The 21927-nt window shown below is 38.5% G+C and carries 18 protein-coding genes and 1 tRNA gene; 8 read left to right on the top strand and 11 right to left on the bottom strand.

Translation table 11 applies throughout. From position 1 onward, the window contains the following. Nucleotides 1-47: 47 nt before the first annotated feature. On the bottom strand, nucleotides 48-1895 hold the full coding sequence (locus tag GQR52_RS00265; RefSeq protein WP_007586413.1) for a sodium:proton antiporter: 1848 nt from the start codon (nucleotides 1893-1895) through the stop codon (nucleotides 48-50). A gap of 870 nt (nucleotides 1896-2765) precedes the next feature. Here GQR52_RS00265 and proB point away from each other — a divergent pair. Further along, entirely contained in the window at nucleotides 2766-3872 is a 1107-nt protein-coding gene (gene proB, locus GQR52_RS00270) for a glutamate 5-kinase (RefSeq protein ID WP_010554355.1), read from the top strand. Then, nucleotides 3869-5116 carry a glutamate-5-semialdehyde dehydrogenase gene (locus GQR52_RS00275; RefSeq protein ID WP_007586417.1) on the top strand — a complete coding sequence of 416 codons (1248 nt, stop codon included), beginning with the start codon at nucleotides 3869-3871 and terminating at the stop codon, nucleotides 5114-5116. Before proB ends, GQR52_RS00275 begins: the two co-directional genes overlap by 4 nt. 76 nt (nucleotides 5117-5192) lie before the next feature. Here the strand turns inward: GQR52_RS00275 and GQR52_RS00280 are convergent, their stop codons facing one another. From GQR52_RS00280 to GQR52_RS00295, 4 genes are all read right to left on the bottom strand, one after another. Then, entirely contained in the window at nucleotides 5193-7400 is a 2208-nt protein-coding gene (locus GQR52_RS00280) for an EAL domain-containing protein (protein WP_165722395.1), read from the bottom strand. 58 nt (nucleotides 7401-7458) lie between these two features. Beyond that, the gene (locus tag GQR52_RS00285; RefSeq protein WP_165727102.1) at nucleotides 7459-10677 is read right to left on the bottom strand and encodes an ATP-binding protein; all 3219 of its coding nucleotides are present in this window, start codon (nucleotides 10675-10677) and stop codon (nucleotides 7459-7461) included. Beyond that, the gene (locus GQR52_RS00290) at nucleotides 10677-11939 is read right to left on the bottom strand and encodes an extracellular solute-binding protein (protein ID WP_165727103.1); all 1263 of its coding nucleotides are present in this window, start codon (nucleotides 11937-11939) and stop codon (nucleotides 10677-10679) included. Before GQR52_RS00290 ends, GQR52_RS00285 begins: the two co-directional genes overlap by 1 nt. Before the next feature lie 179 nt (nucleotides 11940-12118). Further along, nucleotides 12119-12194 (bottom strand) — tRNA-Ala (locus GQR52_RS00295). Nucleotides 12195-12360: 166 nt separating this feature from the next. On the opposite strand from GQR52_RS00295, the gene GQR52_RS00300 reads away from it, so the two are divergent. Beyond that, nucleotides 12361-12756, top strand: a complete 396-nt coding sequence (locus GQR52_RS00300) for a hypothetical protein (RefSeq protein ID WP_165727104.1) — start codon at nucleotides 12361-12363, stop codon at nucleotides 12754-12756. A gap of 1 nt (nucleotide 12757) precedes the next feature. Continuing rightward, on the top strand, nucleotides 12758-13258 hold the full coding sequence (locus tag GQR52_RS00305; protein ID WP_165727105.1) for a prolyl-tRNA synthetase associated domain-containing protein: 501 nt from the start codon (nucleotides 12758-12760) through the stop codon (nucleotides 13256-13258). On the opposite strand, the gene GQR52_RS00310 is transcribed toward GQR52_RS00305, so the two are convergent. Continuing rightward, complete coding sequence (locus GQR52_RS00310; RefSeq protein WP_165727106.1) at nucleotides 13225-14373, bottom strand: MFS transporter; 1149 nt, start codon at nucleotides 14371-14373, stop codon at nucleotides 13225-13227. The genes GQR52_RS00305 and GQR52_RS00310 overlap by 34 nt on opposite strands. 198 nt (nucleotides 14374-14571) lie before the next feature. Between GQR52_RS00310 and GQR52_RS00315 the strand changes: the two genes are divergently transcribed. From GQR52_RS00315 to GQR52_RS00330, 4 genes are all read left to right on the top strand, one after another. Next, a complete protein-coding gene (locus GQR52_RS00315; RefSeq protein ID WP_165727107.1) occupies nucleotides 14572-15111 on the top strand; it encodes a DUF2058 domain-containing protein in 540 nt (179 codons plus the stop codon). Nucleotides 15112-15295: 184 nt separating this feature from the next. After that, entirely contained in the window at nucleotides 15296-15619 is a 324-nt protein-coding gene (locus tag GQR52_RS00320; protein ID WP_002957866.1) for a c-type cytochrome, read from the top strand. A gap of 165 nt (nucleotides 15620-15784) precedes the next feature. Further along, nucleotides 15785-16552 (top strand): class II aldolase/adducin family protein, encoded by a 768-nt coding sequence (locus GQR52_RS00325; protein WP_165727108.1) that lies wholly within the window; start codon nucleotides 15785-15787, stop codon nucleotides 16550-16552. A gap of 26 nt (nucleotides 16553-16578) precedes the next feature. Continuing rightward, complete coding sequence (locus GQR52_RS00330) at nucleotides 16579-17754, top strand: mandelate racemase/muconate lactonizing enzyme family protein (RefSeq protein WP_007375956.1); 1176 nt, start codon at nucleotides 16579-16581, stop codon at nucleotides 17752-17754. 95 nt (nucleotides 17755-17849) lie between these two features. On the opposite strand, the gene GQR52_RS00335 is transcribed toward GQR52_RS00330, so the two are convergent. From GQR52_RS00335 to GQR52_RS00355, 5 genes are all read right to left on the bottom strand, one after another. Next, nucleotides 17850-18221 (bottom strand): hypothetical protein, encoded by a 372-nt coding sequence (locus GQR52_RS00335; protein WP_165727109.1) that lies wholly within the window; start codon nucleotides 18219-18221, stop codon nucleotides 17850-17852. 49 nt (nucleotides 18222-18270) lie between these two features. Beyond that, the gene (locus GQR52_RS00340; RefSeq protein ID WP_165727110.1) at nucleotides 18271-19110 is read right to left on the bottom strand and encodes an amidohydrolase family protein; all 840 of its coding nucleotides are present in this window, start codon (nucleotides 19108-19110) and stop codon (nucleotides 18271-18273) included. 24 nt (nucleotides 19111-19134) lie between these two features. Beyond that, complete coding sequence (locus GQR52_RS00345) at nucleotides 19135-19863, bottom strand: SDR family oxidoreductase (RefSeq protein WP_007586438.1); 729 nt, start codon at nucleotides 19861-19863, stop codon at nucleotides 19135-19137. Nucleotides 19864-19884: 21 nt separating this feature from the next. Then, nucleotides 19885-20373, bottom strand: coding sequence for a peptidylprolyl isomerase (locus GQR52_RS00350; protein WP_007586440.1), 489 nt, complete (start codon nucleotides 20371-20373; stop codon nucleotides 19885-19887). Between the two features lie 66 nt (nucleotides 20374-20439). Next, nucleotides 20440-21909 (bottom strand): LysM peptidoglycan-binding domain-containing protein, encoded by a 1470-nt coding sequence (locus tag GQR52_RS00355; RefSeq protein ID WP_165727111.1) that lies wholly within the window; start codon nucleotides 21907-21909, stop codon nucleotides 20440-20442. Nucleotides 21910-21927 lie beyond the last annotated feature (18 nt).

Here is a 21927-nt window from a genome sequence, read left to right on the forward strand (position 1 = left end):
AACTTTTTAAGTTAGGGTTTTTGAGTTTTTACAGGTAGTAAAAGTGTTTAACTTTCTTCTTTAGCCTTTGTTTGCGGGTCTTTTAAGACCGACATTTTAGGCGGCTGTAATGCAACAACACGCTCGCCTTCTTGCGGCGGTTTTTCCATGTTGATTGTAAACGGTCTTAGCTTAATTGGCGTATCGTCGTCGCTGTCTTTATCACCTTTAAGAATAAACAAAGGGATAGCCTCAGGGTTCATTTCTAGATATTGCTCCCAGCTAAACTCATCCGAGATGCGTGTTGAACTAACCTTACCGCCTTTAGCTATAATACTGCTTAAACGTGCATATGAGCCTTCGTCGCCAAACAATATTTGTCTAGATAAAAACGTTGCACTGTCTTTATTTGCTTTAGCATGCGACGTTGATGAGCGAAGCGAAAATACATTTTTTTCATTAAGTAAATGCGAAAAGTATTGAACGCCTAGCGCATTATGATGACGGTTTGGCGATAGCGCTAAGACACTGCGAATAGTTGTTAGAGGTAAGTAGCGTTCAGCATGCTCTGATTGCGGGTTACCATAATAACAAGCTAAGCCATCCATACGTGCCATTCTGCAGTTTTCCCATGCGGGGTCTGAAAGGTGAACCGGAATATTCTGCTCTTGTAAGCCACGTCCAATTGCACGCGATACATGGTTTGCACCAATAATTAATATTGTGTTTGGCGATGGTTGGCGTACACCTAATAGCTTGGCAACAGGGATGGCTGTTAAGCTTTGCAGCACAACCGTAATGATGATCACCGTAAATATAAGTGGCACCATCTTTTCAGCATCAGCAACGCCAGCTTCCATCATACTTAGTGCAAATACCGACCCAACGGCTGCGGCAACTATACCGCGTGGAGCAATCCAGGCAAGTACCAAGCGAGACTTCATTGGTAAGTCAGTACCAAAGGTCGAAATAGCAATACACAGTGGGCGTGCAACAAAAAGCACAATAGCTAAAAATATAAATACATCGCTGTCGAGCATCATCAAATCAGAAAGCTGTAAACGTGCTGCAAGTAAAATAAACAGCGTTGATATTAATATCATCGACAAGTCTTCTTTAAACTCAAGTACAGAATCTATTTCTAAATCGTCTTGGTTCGCAAGCCAAATACCAAATACAGTTACTGCTAATAAGCCTGATTCATGGCTTAAATAGTTTGATACAGAAAAACTAATAAGGACTAGTGCTAAAATTCCAAACTTATGTAATTCAAATGGCAGCCACTCGCGACGCATTAATAGGGTTGTTAGCCAACCTGCAGCAACACCAATACTTAAACCAACACCCAGGGTTTTAACTAAAGCAATAATAGTATGACTAAATACTTCGCCTTGGCCTACAAGCATTACAGCTTCAAATACCAATACAGCAAATAATGCGCCAATTGGGTCTATTACAATACCTTCCCAGCGAAGTATGCGGTCTATGTCTTGTGTTGGACGCATTGAGTTTAATAGCGGTGCTATAACGGTAGGGCCAGTAACAACGAGTACTGCGCCTAGTACCGCAGCAACACGCCAATTGAGCTCAAGCAACCAGTAGGCGCTTAAGCTAATAATAATGCAGGTAGTAAGCATACCGATTGAGCAGAGATTCCTTACAACTTTTCCTATCCCTTTTAATTCTCTGAAATGCAGAGTTAAGGAACCTTCAAATAAAATGATGGCAACGCTTAGTGATACTACTGGAAACAGTAAATCACCTAAAAGTGCATCAGGGTCTAAAACACCACTAAATGGTCCAAGTAAAAGACCAGTAAGCAATAAAAAAAGAATAGCGGGTACTCTAAAAGCCCACGCGACCCATTGGGCAAGCACAGAGCAAAGTGCGATACCGGCTATGTAAATTGCTGACATAGATTAAGAATTCCTTATTTATGACGATATGTTTAGAAAGTATAACTTTTGTTAATTATTAATACAGGGGTATACACCGGAAACTGAAATATTACTAATCAATTTTAGCTGCTTATAAAAGATTAGTAGGCTTAAATTATTTAGCGAGAACTTAGCCACCTTATTTTAAAGTGTATTAATTGTTTAATTTATTGAATTTTAATAACAATATAAAGGGTATGAGTGTTTCGTATTAACTTAGTTCGAATTTTAACCTTGATTTTAAAGGGGTATTTGGTGTATTATACTTCGTGTTCTAATAATTAGTCATCTAACGAAGTTTATTGAAGATAAAACAGGCTTGTTAATCTTAACGTCATTTTTAATCTTTATAATCATGTGTTAGTGATGTTTCTAGTATTAGAGCATTACAAAATATCATTTGCCGAATTCTTGGTATGGTTTTGCCAAACAAGTTTATTTAATTATTTAAGTAAATAAAGGTTTGAGTTGAACTATTACTTTCAATATTTAGCCCCCCATCGTGGCGGTTAAATCTCGGTCCTTTGGTCTTCACCCTATCTGTTGGTGTATCAGACTTTAGAGGCTCTATGTATGTTGTTAATAAAAAAGCCACACACAGCTTTTTACAGCGATGCATAAACAACACTTTTAAATTTTTTGATTAGTGCTGCTCAATATTATTGGGTTGTTGCTACTTTTACTTAACCTCAAATCTAAGCTTCTTGTTTTAGATATGGTTTTTGCGTGTGTGTAAAAAAGTGTTGCCTAAATGAAAAGAAAAATTCGAAGCTATGTTTTAAACCTAGCTACTTAGTTTTAGCTCGTCTAATTAAGATGAGCGCAGATAAAATGGAAAGTTGAGCATTTATGCAAAAGTTAAATTGGCGACGTATCGTACTTAAAGTAGGTAGTGCATTAATTGCACCAGATCAAGATGGCTGCCGTTCGCGTTACATATTAACCATCGCACAGTTCATTGTTCGTTGTCGTGCCCGTGGAATCGAGGTCATTTTAGTATCATCGGGTTCTGTAGCGGCTGGAGCGCATTTATTCCCATCAGACAAACCTCGCTCTGTGGTGATGAAAAAAGCAATGGCAGCAGCAGGGCAAACAGAAATGATCGCCATGTGGGACCGCTTTTTTGACTTTCCATCTGCGCAACTATTATTAACGCACGGCGATTTACGTGACCGCGAGCGTTACCAAAGTATTCGCGAAACAGTGTTTACTTTACTTGAGCATGGTGTTTTTCCTATCATTAATGAAAATGATGCTGTAACTACCGACGACTTAAGAGTGGGTGATAACGACAACTTATCAGCAATGGTCGCAGCAGCAGCCGATGCCGATGCTTTATTAATATTCTCAGACGTTGATGGGTTATATGATAAAAACCCTAACTTACATGATGATGCGGTGTTACTGCCTGAAATAAAATCAATTGATGAATCTATTTATGCTATGGCAGGATGTGCTACAAGTGCTGTTGGTACTGGTGGCATGAAAACCAAAATAGAAGCGGCAGAAAAAGCAACGTCACATGGTATCGCGACTTATATTATAAACGGCTTTAAAGAAGAAACATTTACGAAACTGCTAGCTGGGGAAAATCCTGGTAGCGTATTTTTACCGTACGAAAAGCCGATGCAAGATTCTGTACATTGGATGACACACACAGCAAATGAGCAAGGTGAAGTTGTTGTTGATGGATCATTTGATGAATCCCTTGAAGGTGAAAGTGGATGTATTCGCGGTGATGAAATCATGGAAGTCCATGGTGAATTTGCTGTTGGTGATACCATTTTAGTACGTAGTGAAGACGGTACGCGTTTAGCTAAAGCGACCGCAAATTATAGTAGCTGTTTGTTAAACTTTATTGCAGACAACGAACAGAGTGAATTCAGCGAAAAAATGCAGGATTCAATTGGACCAGTTATATCTGAAAAACATATCGCATTATTGGAGAAGTCATGAGTTTAATTACGGACATTTCACGCCAGACAGCTAAAGCTGCCCATACACTTGCTTTACTCGATACCGAGACTAAAAATCAAGTACTAGTTGAAATGGCAGCGGCACTAAGAGAGCAAAAAGCATTTATAATCAAAGAAAACGAAAGTGACCTAAGCGCAGCACGCGACAATAACTTAGCAGCTTCAATGATCGACCGCTTAACGCTAAACGATGAGCGTATTGAAGCAATGGCAGAAGGCATTGAAGTAATCGTAAGCCTGGACGATCCTGTTGGTCAGCTACGTGATATTACAGAGCGTCCAAATGGCATTAAAATTCGTAAAATGCGCGTACCTCTTGGCGTTGTATGTATGATTTACGAAGCACGCCCAAATGTAACAGCAGACGCTGGCGCATTATGTTTTAAATCAGGTAATGGCGTAATTTTACGTGGCGGTAAAGAAGCACTTAAAAGTTCGCAAGCTATCGCAAGTGTAATGCACAGCGTACTTGAAAAGCATAACTTACCAGTATCACTTATTTCAGTGATTCCAGATCCAGATCGTGCACTATTAATGGAATTAATGCAGCAACGTGAAAGCATTGACTTAATAATTCCACGTGGCGGTGAAGGCTTAATTAACTTTGTTACTGAAAACAGCACGATCCCAGTAATTCAGCATTACAAAGGCGTTTGTCATCTATATGTAGATAAAGATGCAGACCTAGAAATTGCGCTTAACTTACTACTTAACGGTAAAACGCAGCGTACCGGTGTTTGTAATGCACTTGAGGGCTTAGTAGTTCATCAAGATGTTGCAGATGAGTTTTTAAATCTGTGCGCAGTTGTATTACGCCAAGAAGGTGTAAAAATAAATGCTGACAGCTTTGCAGCTAAATACTTTGATAATGCAACTGTGTTAGCCGATAACGAATTTGGTGAAGAATATCTAGACCTAGAAATCGCTATTCGCGTTGTACCAAACTTTACGGCAGCGGTTGAACACATTGCACAGTTTGGTTCAAACCACACTGAAGTAATTTGCACTAAGAACGCAGCCGCTGCAGAGTTATTCCAGCGTAGTGTTGATGCTTCTGTAGTTATGGTTAATACATCATCTCGCTTTTCTGATGGCTCACAGCTGGGTCTAGGCGCAGAGATTGGTATAGCAACTTCTAAGCTTCATGCATACGGCCCTATGGGACTTGAGTCACTGACTACTGAGAAGTACTTAGTGAATGGTGAAGGCCAAGTTCGCGAGTAACCGCTAAAGCTTAATTTCATTAAAAAGCCGAGTATGGAAATACTCGGCTTTTTTGTTTTTTCAGACTACTCTGTAATTAATTTAGTTTTTCAAGCCAGTCGCTTGCAGGTTCAGGCCTGTGTAAATAATAGCCTTGAAGAATAACTTCTGGATATTCTTGCAATAAATCAAAGTGGGACTGATTCTCTACACCTTCGGCAACTATCTCGAGTTCAAATAAACGGCCTAAGCTTACAATCATATCAATAATCAACTTATCGTTATTATCAGTCGGTGCTTCCAATACAAAAGAACGGTCAATTTTTAGTTCTTGTATGGGTAATTGTTTAAGATAAGTTAAACTCGAATATCCAGTACCAAAGTCATCAATTGATACCCTAATACCTAGCTTCTTGAGAAAGTGAACAGCCTCAATAGCCGCTTCCATGTGATTAAGCAATGTACCTTCAATTATCTCAATAGTGAGTTGCTGAGGATTAATGCTATGTTGCTTTATTTGTTGGCTAATAAAGCTTAAAAAGCGCGCTTCATGAAAGTGCCTGCCACTTACATTAATTGATAGGTTTAACTCAGGATGAGTTTTACTAAGTTGCGTTAATATTTCAAGTGCATTTGAAGTTACCCAGCAATCTAAGTCATAAATTATATCTGACTCTTCGGCTATAGATATAAACTCACCAGGGCTAATGAAGCCTTTTTGAGGATGCTCCCATCTTAATAAAACCTCAGCCCCTTTAAGGGTTTGGCTTCGGTCAAATTGGGATTGTAAATATAGGGATAACTCATTATTTGAGATTGCTTTACGTAAATCTTGCTCTATTTCAAAACGGCGTTTTGCTTGCTCGCCAAACGAAGTATCAAAAAAGGTAACTCTATTGCCGCCTTTTTCTTTTGCTTTGTAACAAGCTGCCTCACAGTTACGGATTGTTTCTATAGCGCTTTCCCACTGATCTTCTCGAGGAAAAATATACGTGCCAATACTTACTGTTAAGCTAACGTCTTGTTCATCAACGACAAAGGGATGGTTTACACTTATGAGCAGTTCTTGGGCTTTATTTTCAGCCATAGCTTGGGCTCTGATCCTGCCAACGCCTTTTTCGACTGTACACAGTACTGCAAATTCATCACTGCCTAAGCGAGCAATAACATCTTTTTTACTCACCTTAGAATGAATTCGTTTAGTTAATTCTTTTAAAATGTTATCGCCAGCGAGTAGGCCTAATCCATCATTTATTGAGTGGAAGCTGTCTATGTCAATAATATAAATATAGGCATAACTATTTTCGGTACTACAAACCTGAAGTTGCTGCTCTAACTGCTTTAAAAAACCATTTCGGTTTGGCAAACCTGTAAGTTCATCATGCCATGTGAGGTAGTGAATTCTTTCTTGCGTTATCTTAACGCTAGAAATATCACTAAATACACCAATATAGTGCACGTTGGTATCTTGCTCGCCTCTTACCATACTAAGAGTTAATAACTCAGGATAAAGCTCGCCATTTTTTCGTCTGGTTACTAGCTCTCCACTCCAATATCCTGCTTGGTTTGCATGATGCCATACTTGATCAAAGCTAATACTAGGGTGGTTATTTTGTTTAATATCGTGCAACTGCATTTGCAGGGAGTCAGATTCAGAGTAACCTGTAATCCGGCAAAATGAAGGGTTTACGGCAATAATTTTTCCGTTACTGTCGGTAATAACAACGCCATCAGCGGTTCCCGTTAGGGCTTGATAAAATAACTTTTGTTTTGAGGAGAGTTCTTTTAATTCTTCTTCACGCTGACTTAACTCTTTCGCCAGTGACTCTATTTCAAGTAGTTTGTCGTGCAGGTCAAAGTTTTTTTCTATAAGCCTATCTAGCATGCCTTGAGCGGTAATATGAGTGCGAATGCGTGCTCTAACGAGCGCTAGCTTGTAAGGTTTGTGTATGTAGTCAATTGCGCCCATAGCAAAGCCTTTTTCTTCAGACTCTTCCTCGGTAAGCGCAGTTACAAATATGACGGGGATGCCTTTGGTATTTTGTTTCGCTTTGAGTATATTACATACTTCGTAGCCGTCCATGCCAGGCATCATTATGTCTAATAAAATCAAGTCAGGCCGAGTTGACTCAATAAAGATCAAAGCCTGCTCACCACTAGTAGAAATACGTACATCGTAGTCAGTTAAAAGTCCTTCTACTAATACGTGTAAATTACTAGGTTCGTCATCAACAATAAGAATTAAAGGTTTATGCTTTTGTTCTGTGGTTAATCCATTATTGTTTGCGAGGTAATTTGAATGCACTATCTGTCCTTCTCTGCGTTCTTTACAATATTAATCTAGTTCAGGTTAGTGGTTATGCCTAATTTTTATTATCGTTTCTATACTTATCAATAAGCTCAATTACTAACGCGTAGTTAAAATGATCAATTGCTTCTTTGAGCTTAAATAGATAGTGGTCTCTCTCATATTGATTCATTTCTAGCTGTCTAATCAAACTGCTAGGTACGGGGCGAGCCGTTAATGCTAATGAGTATATATTATCAATAACTGAGTCTTCGTTTTCTAGTTCATGTTGCTGTATATGTTCTTTTTTAAAGCTGTAAGCTATCAAAAATTGTTTTACAGCAAAAAGTGTAAGTATTAATTGCTCATTAAAATGAGATAAATTAATACTTTTCTTATCTATTAAGCTTTTCTCAACACTTTGCGCACTTTGTTGCAGTAGCTCAAAGCCTAATGTGCCGGCCAAGCCTTTGAGTGTATGTACTAGTCGAATTAAGCTTTCTAACTCTCCATTTTTGATTAATATATCAGCTTTAATCGAAAAGTCATTGTAATCGTTGACAAACTGAGTAAATAATTTAGCTAACAATTCGTCATTGTTTTCTAGGTTTTCTTTTGCTAAAGGCAGGTTTATAGTGCTCAGAGATTCGCTACTTTGCAGATGCTTTTCTATACTTTCGTAAAGCGCATCAAAAATAATCGGTTTTACTAAAAAGTCATCCATACCCGCTCTAAACGCTGCTTTTTTATCATTAGGATCTGCGGCTGCCGTAATTGCAATTATGGGAGTTTTGTAGCCTCGCTCTCTTAATATGCTTGTTGCTTCAAGCCCATCCATAACTGGCATTTGAACATCCATAAAAATAATATCGATGTCATTTATCTCTATTTTATCTAATGCATCATGTCCATTATCAGCAATGATCACGGTCATATCTAATTTTGCTAAAAGGGCGGAGGCTATTTCTTGGTTAATTCTATTATCATCAACAACTAATGCATTAAAACCCGAGAATTTAGGGTGAGGCTTTAATTGCTTTTCTTTGAAATTATTTGGTGAAAGCTTTCTTAAAATTTCAACTTCACTATTTTTATTACCAATAATTATAATGTCTATATTTTCATTTTTTGCAATTGGCTCAGGAGACTCTTCATCGGTAATTAATAAAATCAGTGTCAATTTTTCATTAACGTTTTTATTTTGAGCGTACAGTTGTTGTAAAATAAAGTTATCGTTGAGCTCTTTTTTTTCTATCGACATTATTACAATACTAAATGGGCTACTAGGCTGAGACATTTTTGCAATGGCCCTTAATGGTTCTTGTGTTGTTTCTGTTGTTATATTTATATCACTTAGTAAGTCCATTAATTTTTTAATTTGCTCATTATCGGGGCTAATTAATAGGGCATGTTTTTTAAGTTTTTGCTGCTCAGATAAGGTAAAGGGTAGAGTAAAGAAAAACTCGCTACCTTGATTAATCGTGCTTCTTACTTGAATATCTCCGCCTAGCAATTTAGTTAATTGTTTGCTTATAGTGAGTCCTAAACCGGTCCCACCATACTTTCTTGTTGTGCTTGAATCACCTTGCGAGAAAGACTGGAATATAATTTTTGATTGCTCTTCAGTCATCCCAATACCCGTGTCTTTTATACTAAAGCGAAGGTTTATTGTTTTTTCGTGTTGAGATGTCGCTTCTATAATTAATGATATCTCACCATGCTCAGTAAACTTAATTGCGTTACCTACACAGTTATTTATTATTTGGCTTAAGTGCATTGGGTCGCCAATAAGTTCAAGTCCTGCATCAACGTGTAAAGTAAAGTTTAATAACAAGCCTTTTTGCTTGGCATTTGTTGAGAATAAATTTTGAACGTTAGAAACTATAGTATGTAAGGTAAAAGGGATTTGCTCTAACTGGACTTTTTCCGATTCTAGTTTAGAAAAATCCAGAATATTGTTTAAAATCTGCAATAAATTTTGAGCACTTGAAAAAGCTTTATCTGCGTAGTGTTTTTGCCTTGAGGGAAGCTCGCTGCTTTGTAAAAGTTGCAACATACCTAATATGCCATTCATTGGGGTGCGAAGTTCATGACTCATATTGGCTACAAAATCTATTTTTGTTTTATTGGCTTTATCGGTTTGCTCCATAGCACTCGTCAGGTCGGCATTCATTGCTTCCATTTGGGAATTTAATACGCGGGTTTCGTTGAGTAGCTCTTTGGTTTGCTTATTTTTTAAATATAAAGCGTTAGCTGCTTTTATTACCGATGCTATTTCAGTTTGATTTTTGCTGTTATTTGAAATAGTTACTGGCTTTTCGCTATTCATATCTTTAAGTAATAAAGTGAGCTGAGTAATTGGTTTTATAACCGATCTAAAAATAAAATAGCTTAAAAATAAAATGATTAACATAATTAAAACGGCAAATATATTTGCCTGTTCTGTATTTTTTGTTAAGTGGCTACTTAGTAGCTCTTCTGTTTTGATTAGTTTATTTTTTTCTATGTTTTTAATTTCATTAGTTAAATACAGCAATTCGTTTTCTATGCCTGTAAGCACTACATTTACAGAAAAAGTGTAGCTACGGGTGAGTAATACAAGTTGGTTATAAGCTTGTTTTAAGCTTGTTGTTTTATTGGAGAGGGACTCATTTATTACGGAGGTGCTCGTTAGTTTTTTATGTAAGTGATTTAAGTTTTGTTTTACATTTTGTGCTTCATCAAAATTAGGTTTATAGAGATAGCTTATAATTGCGTGTTTTAAATTACTTATTGTGAGTAAAACATCGTTAAAAATAACTTTATTATTATTGTTCGAAGACCCTTCTAAATCACTAATTGTTACCTGTAGGTCATCAATAGGCTGTTTGAACTGAGTAGTGTAAAGGCGTTCGCGTTTTTGTCTGTTTACGACAACTTGGCCAAATGTATCTTGGTAATTGTTTAAATACTCGCCAAGGCGTATTAGTGAGTTTTGATACTCAGGGGTCTGGTTTTGAGTGTTTGTTTTTAGCTGCTCGAGATTTAGATTTGCCTTATTTAAATAAAAATTAAATTTGGTAATTGTATTTTCATTTGCATTGTCAATAAATGAAACTGCATGCCCTTGCAGGGAAATAATATCGTTTTCTAAGTGATTCACAGCTTCACTTTGAATAAGCGCGTTATGCTGCGACTTTTGCAAGTTAAGTAAGGACGTCTGCGAATAGTTAAACAAATAGCTTTGTAAAAGAAGTAATCCAATCAGCGAACACAAAGCTAATATTATTTTTGATTTAATTGAATTTATTATCATTATCGGCTAATCAACTCATACCATTTTTGCAAGCTGTAGTCATAGGTTGGCATAACTGTATTCCATACTGCTACATTGCTAAAGCGTTTATGGTAACTACCGCCATTACGTTGTCCACCTGCTTTTACTGCTACGTCGCCATTTGTATTTAATAAGTCTATGTTTGTTGCTTTTCCACCGTACCAGTAATCCCATTCGGCCGGTGATAAGAGTAGTTTAGAGCGTTGTGGGTTACTAATGTAATAACCTTGGCGAGCAATAAATGCACCAGGCCAGCCTGAAAGCCACCAATTCATATAATCGTAAGCTGCATCTTTTACGCTACTTTGTGTTTGTGACGATAAACACATAACACCATGCCAGCCTCGGTAGCCTTCTTTTGGCGCAGCAAAACGAACATTAATATTTTGGCTGTTTAACGCAGAGACGGCAGGCGAAAACATACTTTCTATATGGGCTCGCTTACTTTTCATAAATTCAATCGACTCAGGAACCGAGTTCCAATAGCCACTAAAGTGACCTTGGCGTTTAAAGTCGAGTAATATACTAAACAATCTATCAAGTTCTGAACGAGTCATCGCACCTATATTGTTAAATTTTATAAGCCCTTTACTTTGCGCTGCTAGGGCTAGGTCAAATAATCCAATAGTAGGCGCATTTACGATAGCTACTTTACCTCTATTCTCGTCATCAAGCAGCCAACTCCAGCTTTCGGTTTCGTATGCTATACCGGGCTTAATAAAATCGGTGTTGTAACCAAAAGAGTCAACATTATGCACATAAGGTAAAAAGCTAATATGATCGCTTTCTTGTGAGCTTAATGTGCCATCGGGTTGAACATTTAATAATTTATAGGGAGCATCACCTGCACCAATACTTGCAGTTTCGGTTAGTTTTCCCGTTTTAGTAAGTGGATTTATCTCGTTAAAGTAGGTGAGTCGTTTTTTTTCTATTGGCTGTATAGAACCTGCATCCCAAAGCACATTAATGCTGTTTGACCATTGTTCGTATAAATCAAAGGAGCTAGGGTCCATTGATGCCTTTTGCAAAACGGCAGCGCTGCCTGCGGGAGTAAATTCTATATTAATACCCAAGTCACTCATCGCTTGTTTGCGGATAGCCTCTTGGAGTGTTACATGCGTACCAAGCACTCTTAATGTGACTTTTTTTCGGGCAAAAACATAAGGCGCATGTGTTATTGCACCAGCTGTTAAACCTATTGCAGCTAGCTTTTTTAGCGTTGAACGCTTAGGTATGTCCATGTTAAGCCTAAAGTACTAATGTGTGACATTATGTATAGCTAAGAACTTGTAAAGACACAAGTTGAATGGATAAATTTAAAATTATATAGAATGAAAAATTAGAATAGTAGGGTGTTTAAAAATAGTTAAAACAAGGAGAAAACAGAAGAATAAAATGACTTTGAAAAGGAGTAGGAAAGTGGTGGAGCTAAGCAGGATCGAACTGCTGACCTCCTGCGTGCAAGGCAGGCGCTCTCCCAGCTGAGCTATAGCCCCACATTCCTAAATTACATATAATGTAACTGCTTGACTGCTGAGTTCCAAGCGGGACGAACTTTAAGTTTTTTTATAAATTTGGTCAAGTATTTTTTCGTAAATTTTCACTGTTTACGTCAATTTTTGTTAGACTCGGCTTAATTCAAAACTAAAACGATAAAAAACAATGAAAAAATGTGTTCTAGCGCTTATGGTTTTACTCGCTGGTTGTGCCTCAAATGATGATCCTCCTTTTGAAATAAATAATAAACAGTTTCACGAAAAAAAAGATGAGCAAGGCAATAAACTTTTTGCTTATGTTGTTTCGGTAAAAGCTAAGCATCGTGAAAACTTTAACCTTGACCGTGGTCCTAACAAGAGACCAAGCCGTGGTGAGGTTAAGCAGTATATTGAACAAGAGCATTTTGAAGAATCGAGCATTCTGAAGTTGCAGCTAGAAGACCAAGCCGTTGAATTATTGAACCAAGAGCTAAAAGAGCGTAAATATTGCGATAATAAACATGAAGTTAATGATGTTTTATGGCGAGATCTGAGTGTACAGCTAAGAGGGCGTTGTTTGTAATATGTTGGCTGATAAAACTAAGTTAGCAGAGCTTTTAGCGGACCTAGATATTACTTACGATGCAATAGAACATCCGCCGCTACATACTAGCTTAGCGGCTGATGAGTTTATAATTGAGCGCCCAGGTACTCGTCTTAAAAACCTGTTTTTACGCGATAACGAAGGCAAACGACACTTTTTAGTTATTACAGCGCACAATAAGCAACTCGATTTAAAGGTACTATCAAAGCAGCAAGGGCTTTCGCGTTTAGGGTTTGCATCGAGTGAACGCTTAGCAACGTATTTAAAAGTGGCTCCTGGGTGTGTATCTATGTTGGCTCTTTTAAATGATAAGCAAAACGAAGTGAGCTTATGGGTCGATCAAGATATTTGGGGTGGTAATTTGTTTCATTGTCATCCGTTTGAAAACACCCAAACATGGTTGCTTAGTAAAGCTGATTTAGAAACATTTTTTAATCACACAAAGCATCAACCGCGCGTTGTATTTTTACCCTCAAAATAAGCCCACATAATTAACGATAAACCGCATAAGCAAACCGCGAGCAGCGTAAACATAAACGCTGTTTGCCCATGATGTTGGTATACCACACCGGGTAATAACGACCCCAATGCCCCACCACTGTAATAAAACGATACATATCCGCCATTGGTTACGCTTGGCGGGGCTTTACTTATTTTATTAACGAGCGGTGCGGCAGTTGAGTGAATCACAAACATAGCGCCACAAAACAAAGTAAATGCGATTAAAAATAAGCTAAGCTGGTGGCTCATTAATAAAATAATACTCACACTATAAAAACTAAATACCGCAGTTAATAAATGCCAAGGCGAAGGGACTTTTTTAAGTAACCAAGGTGCAGCAATCGAGGCGAGGGCACCAACTAAATAACCACTGTAAACTAAACCTATGTCACGAGTATTGGTAATTAAAAACGTGTTTTGTAATATAAACGGTAAGTAATTAAGTAGTGCAGCAAAGCAAAAAAACATACAAAAAACGGCACCGTACACTTTAAGGATAGCCCCTTCTTTAAGCTGTTTAATGTAGTCCAGTGGTGAAAGCTGAGACTTTGTTGCTGGGTTCGAAAATTGAGAATGTTTGATTGTTAAAGCTAAAAAAATAAGCATAAAAGCAATTACGTAATAAAAGCTCTGCCAATTCCATAAGTCGCTAAACAAAGCTGCGAGCACACGACCAAAGTAACCACCAACTATACTGCTACCAATATATAGGGTCATGTTTTTTTGAAGTGTATCAGCGCTATAACTCATACCTATATAGCTAGTCATTGCTGTTAAAGCTGCGGGGAGCGTTAGACCTTGTAAAAACCTGACTAATAATAAAAGCTCAAAGCTAGGTACATAAATAAAAAGTAAGCAGCTAAGGCCTAAAAGCACCATTGCAATACGTAATATAAGTAATGGATTTATTTTTGCTAAAAATAAACCATAAACGAGCGGGGCAATGGCTAAGGGCAGCATAGTTGCAGTCATTAAGCTGCCAGCTACCGCAGGTGCTACATTAAATTCGCTCGCAAAAAGGCTAAGTAGGGGTTGCGGTGCATAAAGCACAAAAAATATAAATACCGAGCAAACGAGTAGATGAGGTAAACGCATTATATGGCTTGTGCATTTGCTGATTGGTTGCGTGGTATTGTATTAAAAATTGCTTTTAATTCATAATTAAAACCATAGTCATTGCGCTATATCATGGTTTGTTTTAACTAGTTTGCTAGATTAATGTCGATAGCGCTGTTATTTGAACTCGTTGGTGATTAAAATAGCGATAATATTAGTTTTTAGTGGAACAAAGCCATGGGTTCATTACAAGACCAATTGCTTCAAGCAGGATTAACAACATCGCATAATGCTAAAGTTGCTAAATCAGAAAAGCGTAAGCAACAAAAAAAGCAAAAGAAAGGGGCTACTAGCAACCCAAGTGATCTGCAAAAGCATATTCAACAAACCAAGCTAGAACAGCAAAGAAAAGCTGAAGAGCTTAACCAAACACGCCAAGTGAGCTTAAAGCAGCGCGAGCAAGAAGCGCGTGTTAAACAAATTTTAGAGCACCACAACCAAGACGCTATTCGTGGTGAGCGCACATTTAATTTTACTTATCAAAACAAAGTAAAAAATATCGACGTGAACGAGAAAACGCAAAAAGCGTTATCGGGCGGTCGTTTAGCTATTTGTGTACTAGAAGGGCAATTTTACGTATTAGACGACGAACCAGCACGCAAAGTGGCTGAAGTTGACGAAAAGTATATTGTTTTTCATGTAGAGCCAGAAAACAAACCAAAAGATGAAGATGACCCGTACGCAGACTTTGAAGTACCAGATGATATAGTGTGGTAATAGTCTATTAAGGGTAAGCTCATTTTTATTTGCTAAAGTATATAAAAGTGAGACAGAAACGAGTTAGCAGTTTTTGGTTGAGTTGATCGTCTAGCGTCGTTTCGTACGTATGCTTTTTATTTGATTGTTTACTACAATCAATAGAACAGTTTTTTCTAACCGTCAAAAAAGAAGAGTAAATACAATGAGCAAGATGAAAACACTACTATTAGGCGCGGGTATTACTTTAGCCGCAAGCTTCTCGTTTAATGCAGCTGCTGCCGATGGCGCTGCACTTTATACCGCTAAAAATTGTCAAACTTGTCATGGCGCTGAAGGTAAAGCACCAATTATGGGTATGTACCCTAAACTAAACGGTCAAAACAAAGACTACTTAGTAGCGCAAATGAAAGACATCAAATCAGGTGCACGTAATAACGGTATGACCATGGCTATGAAAGCAATGGTTGCAACGGTAACTGATGAAGAGTTTGAAGCAATTGCAGATTACCTAGCTAACGTAAAATAATTTACGCAGTTATACCATTTTAATGCAATTGGTATTTTAGTTTTATAAACAGCCACACAATAGTGTGGCTGTTTTGTTTGGTGTTTGCTATAAAATAGAGACTGCTTTAGACTTCTAAACATCTGTTCGTACAGGTTAATAATGTACGTTTTTAAAAGGCTTATTATGTTTGATTTACCCAAACTCGATTTAAAAAACAAAGTATCAGCACAAGAGTGGCAACTGCGTATTGATTTAGCTGCGTGTTACAGACTGGTAGAGCACTTTCGTTGGGGGGATTTGATCTATACGCATTTATCAGCACGTTTGCCTGGCACCGATCACTACCTAGTAAATGCCTTTGGTTTAACCTTTGATGAAGTAACTGCGTCTAATTTAGTAAAGGTCGACTTAGACGGTAACATTATTGACGATACGCCATTTAGTATTAACCCTGCTGGCTTTACTATTCACAGTGCGATTCATGAGGTACGCGAAGACGCGCATTGTGTTATTCACCTTCATACTAAAGAAACAATCGCTGTGGCTACACAAAAAAATGGTTTATTACCGCTTAGCCAGTATTCAATGTTTTCACTGCCATCGCTTTCTTATCATGGCTACGAAGGGCTTGCAGTAAACGACGACGAGCGGAAAGTGCTGCAAGATGATTTAGGCAACACTAACCATATGTTACTGGTAAACCATGGGGGCTTAACAGTAGGCCCAACGGTAGGTGATGCGTTTATGCGCTTTTATGATTTACAGCGAGCGTGTGAAATTCAATTAGCGCTACAATCAAGCTCGCAAGAGGTTATTGAAGTACCGCAGCCTATAATCGACAATATTTATAATCAAGCAAACGTAGTACACAGTGGCAGCACTGGCGGGCAACTTGCGTGGCCTGCTATGTTACGTAAAGCGTATCGACTTGACCCTAGTTTTGCAAAATAACCCATAGCGGTTAATAAGGAATTTTAATGAAAGTAAATCGCGTTGAAGTATTTGATATTCACTGTCCTGATAGACCTTCTTGGACACCTGTGTTTGTACGTATTCATACTGACGAAGGTATTAGTGGTGTTGGCGAAGCGGGCCTTGCATACGATTTAGGTCACAGTGCTGCAGCGGCTATGATTAAGGAAATGGCCGACGCCTTTTTAATCGGCCACGACCCGTTTCAAACAGAAAAACTATGGTCTCGTATGTTACGTGAAAGCTTTTGGGGTTTAGGCGGCGGACCTGTTGTATATGCTGCAATGAGCGCAATTGATACCGCACTTTGGGATATAAAAGGTAAAGCGCTTGGTTTACCTGTATATCAATTGTTAGGCGGTAAAGTTAACGACAAACTACGCACTTACGCTTCGCAATTACAGTTTGACTGGGATAGCGAATTTAAAGCGCTAGTACAGCCGCAAGAATATGCAGAAGCGGCTTTAAAGGCGATGGCCGAAGGTTACGATGCAGTAAAAGTAGATCCAATTCAGTACGATAAAGACGGCAATACTTATTACGACCGTACAAAAATAATCTCACGTACTGAAATGAAGCTATACCGTGCGCGTATGCAAGCTATTCGCGAAGCAGTAGGCGACGAAGTAGATATTATTTTTGAATGCCACAGTTTACCGGGTGTTACAACCGCCATTCAGTTGGGTGAAATTGCAGAAGAATTTGACTGTATGTACTTTGAAGAGCCAGTTAACTATTTAAACCATTCATTACATGCAAAAGTAGCAGATAAAGTTAATGTGCCTATTGCTGGTGGTGAACGTTTGTATAATCGCTGGGGTGTGCGCCCGTACTTAGAAGATCAAAGTATTGATGTTCTACAACCTGATATTGGTTTATGTGGTGGTTTTACCGAAACCAAAAAAGTGTGTGATTACGCTGATATTTTTGATGTGCGTATTCAAGCTCACGTATGTGGCGGGCCTGTTGCAACGGCAGCATCACTGCACTTAGAAACGGCTATCCCTAACTTTTTGATTCATGAGCACCATACTTATGCGATTAAAAAGTGGAACCGCGAGTTATGTTTACAAGACCCACAACCTAAAAATGGTTTCTTTGAAGTATCAGAAGAGCCTGGGTTAGGTATTGAATTAAACGATGAGATTGTTATGCGTTCTCAACGCGTAGAAATAAAATAATAGCCTTTTAACCTAACTTTAGGTTATACATTAAAAAGCCGGTAAGTGATTAGTCACTTACCGGCTTTTACTCGTTTGGGGGGAGGTAAAGCTTGTTATAACTCGTTGATTTTACATTCCACGTCTTTAAGTTCAATAGTTGCTTTACTATCAAGGTGGCGTATATAGCATTGCTTGCCTTTAATCATCAATTCAAACTGATCGGGTGTATTGCGACTTTGCGTGTCGATAATATTATTACCATCTACATTGCTAAGGGTTACTGTGCTGCTGGTAGTAAATACATCATCAGCTAATTGAGTCTCTTGCATATGTACAAGTGTTTTAATTGCTTTGCTAACCGCTGTTTTATTTGGCTTTGCCAGTAGAGCATGTTGCAGCTTAGGTGTCGGGTCTGGATTTTGAGATATGCAGCCATTGAGAAAAAGCGCTGAAAATACAACGATTAGTAAAAAGTACATTTTCATAAATTGGCCGTATTATCATAAAAAGAGAGTTTAATATAACTAGTTTTACTTACACTTGGTAGTAGTGCTTAGCGTTTGCATAGCTAAGGTCATGCCATGTCTTATCGTTTGAGCATAGCGCCTTATGGCAGTGCCATAGGTTGTTGTAGCTTGTATTTATTTGGCACACAGGGAAGTTGCTAGCAAACATAATACGCTGCTGGCCAAAGTGATTAAAAAGAAAATTAAAACACGCGGCTTGTTGCTCACTGGTGAGTTGTAGTAATTCAAAACCAGAGAATTTAATTGCTATGTTGTCATGCTGAGCAAGTAACTCAACACCTTGTCGCCAATCATTTAAATTACTTGGCAACCCTGCATGATTAATTATAATTTGAAGCTGCGGTAGCTGCTTAGCGTAGTAAGCCACTCGTTTGGTTATTTCGCTATTTTCAATATCAAACTGAGCTTCAAAATGCAGTTGGGTATCTGATAATATTGTTAGGTTTTTAAAACTATTAGCATCTAATAAACGCTTTGCGTCAGTACCTTCGGTTATATCTCTAATGCCACACAAACTCAGATGGGCTAAAGCTTCTAACGAGTTTATAAACTCATCAGCCGATGAGTCAATTTGGTTGTAGCTAATGGCTTTAAATGGAATACCTTTTAAATGCGAGTCTAGCCAGTTTAGCTCGTTAATAGGGGAGGTGTTATCGAATCCGGCTTCTATATGAACAAGCCCTACTAGCTCAAAGTCAGTACTTTTAACAAGTTGCTGTGCACTTACTGGTTGTTTAATTTTTTCTAGGTTAGGCCACGCTGGTGGGTTAGCACCTTGTAGCCATGAGTATTGACCTTCTACTAAATTAAAAAAGTGTACGTGTGGGTCAATAATTTTTAGGCTCATTGCAGATTACTCATTGGGCAGTATTCATTGCGCTGTGTAACCACCATCAATACTTTGTAGGCTGCCAGTAATAAAGCTGGCATCGTCGCTTGCTAAAAAGCTCACAAGGGCGGCAACCTCGTCGGCTTGACCTAATCGGTTAAGCGGTTGCAGACTTGCTTCCTCGGCAACTATTTCAGCTTTGTTTGCGCCACTTTTTGCGCAGTACGCATCTATCGCGTTATGAAATAGCGGGGTTTCTATTGTGCCAGGGCATACCGCATTTGCTCTAATATTAAAACCCGCGTAATCAAGCGCTGTTGTTTTAGCCATTGAGGCAAGGGCATGTTTTGTTAGGTTATACGCAAAAGAGTTTTGCTTACCTATAATTGCCTGATCGGAAGCGACTAATATAATAGCACCGCCATTTTGCGCTTTCATGCTTGGCAATACGCTTTGTATTGCGGCATAAGCGCCTTTAACATTAAGCGCAAAAAGTGCATCGAGAGTTTGCTCGTCGGTGCTTTCTATATTTGCGCTTAAGTGTTTTCCAGCATTAGAAACAAGTACATCAATACGTTTGCTTTGTTCACAGATAGCGTTGATACAGCTTTTTACCGCCGATACATCACTTACATCACACTGATGAAATATACCGATTTCGCTCAGCTCTATATCAAGGTTATGTACTTCATAGCCATTATTTAGCAAACGCTTTACTACGGCTAAGCCAATACCTTTTGTACCACCTGTAACTACTGCAACTTTAGACATACTTACTTCCTTTATTGCTAACTAATGAGAGTGACCACAGCCGCCTTCAGCGTGCACGTGTCCGTGAGAAACTTCTTCACTTGTCGCTTCGCGTACTGATATAACTTCAACGTCAAACGTTAGCGTTTTACCAGCAAATGGGTGGTTTAAATCACAATCAGCGTTAAAACGACCAACCTTAACAATAGTAACCTGATGACGACCTTGGTTAGAGCTAACCATTGCTGTCATACCAGGTTTCCATACTTTAACATCACCTTGTAGATGCTTAAGCGGGATACGCTGAATTAAGTCATCAACACGCTCGCCGTATGATTCACTTGGCTCTAGAGTTACACTAAATTTTTCGCCAGCTTCTTTGCCTTCAAGTGCTTTTTCTAAACCAGGAAGCATGCCTTCGCTGCCATGAATGTAAGTAAGTGGCGCTTCGTTTGTGCTACTTTCAATTTGCTCGCCCGCTTCGCTAAGGGTGTAATGAAATTCAACTGCTGAATTTTTGCTAATTTGCATGCTTGTCTCTTCAAATAATAACTATGTTAGGGCGCAATTTTACGCGAAATATACTTGTTTATAAACTTAACGTGGCTGATTTAGTGTTTTTTGTAAATCTAGCAGTAAATCTTTTTTTATTGGGGCTGCTTTTTGCTTTTCAGCCTGTGGTATAAACAGTACTAATTGAGTACCAGGCTTTAAAATGCTAGATGCAGATAGCTTATTCCATTTTGCCAAGTCGCTATGAGGTACATCGTAAAGCTGACTTATACTCCAAAGGCTATCGCCCGACTTAACTTCGTAATCTATTTCAATGGTGGGAATCGCAATCTCTTGGTGTTCTAAATAAGGGCTTATTTTGTAATCAACAGTTAATGTGCTTGGCAGGGTTTTAGGTTGTCCAACTAATAACTTTTCTCCAACGCCTATTAAATTATTATTTTTGTTATTAAGTTGTTTTAACGCTTTTACCGACATACTAAAACGTCTAGCAATACCGTAAAGCGTGTCGTTTTGTTTAACGATGTACTCTCCAGCAAAGTTTGATTTAAAAAACTGACTTTTTAATAAGGCCTCTTGCCCTATAGGAAGCAGTAAAGTATGCGGCCCGTTAGGTGAGCTTTGATTTTTTAAATATCCCTGATTAATAGCGTGTAACTGCTTTGAACCTATACCAGAGAGCTTAGCGATGACTGAAAAGTCGAACTGCTGGCCTATATTCATCTGTGTTGTAAATGGCTTATATGCAAGCTTTGGGCGTTTTATGCCCTTTTGTGGGTGCTTAACTAAATAGCTTAAAGCGAGTAATTTAGGTACGTAATTGGCAGTTTCTTTTGGAAGGCTGAGTGACCAGTAATCGGTGCTTTTACCGCGCTTTTTGTTTTTTTCGATTGCGCGTTTAACACGGCCCTCACCACTGTTATAAGCGGCCAAAGCATGTAGCCAATTACCATCAAAACGTTTATGTAAGTAGCTTAAGTAATCAAGTGCGGCATCGGTTGAAGCAAGTACGTCTTGACGGCCGTCATACCATTGGTCTGACTTAACTCCAAAGTGATGCGCTGTTGCGCCAACTAATTGCCAAACACCAACAGCTTGCTGTGATGAGGCTATTGTTGGTCTAAAATCGCTTTCTACAAACGGTAGTAAAGCGAGCTCCATAGGCAATTGCTTTTGCTCAATTTTTTTTACGATGTGATAGAGGTAAGGCGCTGCGCGTTTACTCACAGTTCGTAAGTAGTTAGGTTGCTTTGCGTACCAGCTGATACGCTTTTTTAAAGCGCGATTTTGATAAACCGTAAAGTGTAGGTTGTTGGCTATATGTACCCACAGATCGGTGCTTTTAGGTGGGCGCTTTTTTACGACTGTTTTTTTAAATTGAAGTGGCGCAACGTGTTCACTAACTTGGGTCGTTTGAGCTACTTCCTCATCAATATTATAAGTATAGTCAGGCTCAAAATGAGTAAATATTTGTGGAGCTTCTTGTGGCTCTTGCTCCGTTGATTGACAACCAAATAACAAAATACCCAAACAATATAAAACCAAACTGCGCATAGTGATCACTTTTGTAAA

Origin of the sequence: Pseudoalteromonas sp. 31A1 (genome assembly GCF_011378815.1) — a bacterium.
Taxonomy (GTDB): domain Bacteria; phylum Pseudomonadota; class Gammaproteobacteria; order Enterobacterales; family Alteromonadaceae; genus Pseudoalteromonas; species Pseudoalteromonas arctica.